Origin of the sequence: Streptomyces sp. NPDC057638 (assembly GCF_042800315.1) — a bacterium.
GTDB lineage: Bacteria > Actinomycetota > Actinomycetes > Streptomycetales > Streptomycetaceae > Streptomyces.
In genome coordinates this window covers 1-2,665 of record NZ_JBHVHF010000541.1, presented here as the reverse complement: position 1 = coordinate 2,665, position 2,665 = coordinate 1, and the positions used below count along the sequence as shown (strand labels likewise).

At 69.3% G+C, this 2,665-nt stretch carries 2 protein-coding genes; both read right to left on the bottom strand.

Features of this window, described 5'->3' with window-relative positions; genetic code table 11:
* Positions 1–82: 82 nt before the first annotated feature.
* Positions 83–1,309: a methyltransferase domain-containing protein gene (locus tag ACFVIM_RS34535; RefSeq protein ID WP_384310180.1), complete on the bottom strand. Its 1,227-nt coding sequence runs from the start codon at positions 1,307–1,309 to the stop codon at positions 83–85.
* A 114-nt stretch (positions 1,310–1,423) separates the two neighbouring features.
* Entirely contained in the window at positions 1,424–2,077 is a 654-nt protein-coding gene (locus ACFVIM_RS34530) for an LmbU family transcriptional regulator (protein WP_384310178.1), read from the bottom strand.
* Positions 2,078–2,665 lie beyond the last annotated feature (588 nt).

Sequence of the window (2,665 nt, the reverse complement as noted above, 5' to 3'; positions counted from 1 at the left end):
CTCCATGCCCGAGCCCTCCCGCGCCGCCGCCCTGGTGTGCGCGGTGCATCTGGTGTTCTGGTGTCGCGGGCGCCGGGAGGCGTCAGATCACATGCACCTCGGGTACGTAACCGATCCACCGGCCACCGGACCGCTGGAACGCCTCCTCCTTCGCGAGGATCTCCTCCTTGTGGTTCCAGGCGAAGAGCACCGCGTAGTCGGGGTAACCGTCGGCGAAGACGGACGGCGGCACGACGGGGATATGGCTGCCCGGCGTCACCCGCCCCTGCTTGGCCGGGGTGGTGTCACTGACGTACGAGATCAGCTCGGAGTCGATCCCGCAGAAGTTCAGCACCGTGGCGCTCTTGGCGGTGGCGCCGTAACCGGCCACCGTCTTGCCCGCGGCCTTCAGCTCGCGCAACAGGGCCACCAGATCGTCGCGGATCTTCAGCACCGTGCGGGCGAAGCCCTCCAGGGTCTCCCGCTCGGTGAGCCGCGTGGCCTCCTCCTCGGCGAGCAGCTCCGCCACGGCCGCCGTGGGCTGCCGGGCGCCCGCCCGCGCCAGGGTGTAGCGGACCTCCCCGCCGTGCACGGGGAGGCGCTCCACGTCGACGAGCTCAAGACCGTACCGGGCCGCCATCTCCTGTACCGACCGTGCGGTGAAGAAGTAGAAGTGCTCGTCGTAGATCTGGTCGAAGGACGTCTTGCGGACGATGTCGCCGAAGTACGGGTCCTCGAAGACGAACACCCCGTTGGGCGCCAGCAGGGTCGCCACGCCCCGCAGCACCGAGGCCATATAGGGGATGTGGCAGAGCGTGTTCGCGGCGAAGATGACGTCGGCCTGGCCGTCGTCGGTGAGGATCCCGGCCGCCGTGGACTCCTCGAAGAAGTCCTTCCGCACCCGGACCCCATGGGTCGCGGCCACATCCGCGACACCACCGGAGGGCTCCACACCCAGGTGCCGGATGCCCGCCCGCGCGATGGTGGAGAGCATGACCCCGTCATTGCAGCCGAGTTCGACGATGAAGGGGTCAGGACCGGTCAGTTCGGTGTCGATGAACCGCTGGGCCGTGGCGGTGAAGTGTTCACGCATCCAGCTCGAACCCGAGGAGTGGTACGGGTAGTCCTCGTGGAACATGGATTCCCGGGGCATCTCCTCCAGCAGCTGCACCATCGTGCAGGAGGAGCAGCTTCCGACCGCCAGCCGGAAGAACGGCTCGGGCGAGCTGTCCGAAGGGGAGGCGAATCGGTCCGAGAGCGGCTGCTTGCCGAAGTCTATGAATTCGGTGACCACTCCGTCGCAAATGCGGCACACGGATGTTTCCTGCATATACGGCTCCTCGCTGAAAGGGTCGGTACCCATGGCCTCTTCGTCATGAACAAGGGCCCGTCGACGCGTTCTTGAGGGTACGTGAGCGCAGGAGTCACAGGTATGGGGAAAGAACTACGTCAGCGGGAATCGGAGTGCGGAAGCGGCGGCTTCGTCGACTCTCTCGATGATCCAGCCGCTCAGATCGCTCTCGGCCCGCTCGGCCGCCCGCTCCCAGCGTTCGTACTGCTCGGCCGAGGGGGTGACCTCCAAGGCGTCCGCCAGCTGGTCCGCTCCGGCCTCCTGGCCTGGGGTCTCCTCGCCCCCGGCCGCCTCGCCCCGGCGCGCGGTACGCAACTGGCGCCGTAGCTCGTTGCGGGACCAGCCCTCCCGTTCCGCCCGCTCCAGCCAGAGGTCCTGCTCGGCGGCGGACAGGGCGGCGACCTCCGCGTGGTGCTGGAGGCTGAGCCCGTACCGCCGGCGGGACGCCGGGAACTTCCGGGCGATCCAGGCGTAGTTGCGCAGCGTCTGGTAGTCGAGCGAGGTTCCGTCAATCGCTTCGCGATAGCGGTGGGGGTACTTGTCCTGGCCGTATATCAGCCAGTCGCCGAGCCACCACGCTGAGGAGTCGGCAATGACGAAGATTTGCTCGCCGATGGCCTTCCAGTTGTCGAGCGGCAGGTTTTCCGGAAGGGAAAGGGAGGAGCGGCGTGTCTGTGCTCTGCGGTCCAGAGGTAATTTTCCAGGTGCGGGCGTGGTGCCGGGCCGGGACCCGTCCGTTTGGTGCATGGACTGCCTCCAACGCCTTGATGACGCAGCGTAGTTGTTTTCTAAAGCGATCGTAAACGGATGACCATCAATCTCTAAGTGATGAACTGGCTTCCCGGCGAATCACGGGACACGGCGGGTCCGGGGCGGTAGCGGGTCGGGACCCGCCCGCCGGGCGGGTCCGCCGGGCGCGCGGCGGCGGAGGCGGAGGCGCGGCGCCGGGGGTGCGGAAGGGTGTCGCGCACACGGGTGGGCGGGGGAGGCGTGCGGAAGGGGTGTCGCGCACGCGGGGCGCCATCGGCGGGAGCCGTGGGCTCCGCTGGCCGTGGTGGCCGTGGTGGCCGTGGTGGCCGTGGTGTCTGCGGTGGCCGGCGCCCGTCACCGAGCTCGCGGCGGGCGGGCGCCTCCCCTGTCCGCGTACCGGTCGTGTGGCGCTGAGGGGTGGAGCCCCCGAGCGCCGCCGTCAGGGTCGCGGTCGTCGCGCCGTGCCACGTGTCACCCCGGCGAGGGGCCGGTGTGGGGCCGCTCCGCCGGGTGCGGGGGAGAGGGAAGGCGTCCTGGCAGGGGTGGGGCCCGGTGCAGGGCCCGTATGGGTCGACAGGGGCGCCC

Coding starts and splice junctions, on each gene's coding strand:
- ACFVIM_RS34530 (WP_384310178.1), bottom strand. CDS start 2,077: ATGCACCAAACGGACGGGTCCCGGCCCGGCACCACGCCCGCACCTGGA.
- ACFVIM_RS34535 (WP_384310180.1), bottom strand. CDS start 1,309: ATGCAGGAAACATCCGTGTGCCGCATTTGCGACGGAGTGGTCACCGAA.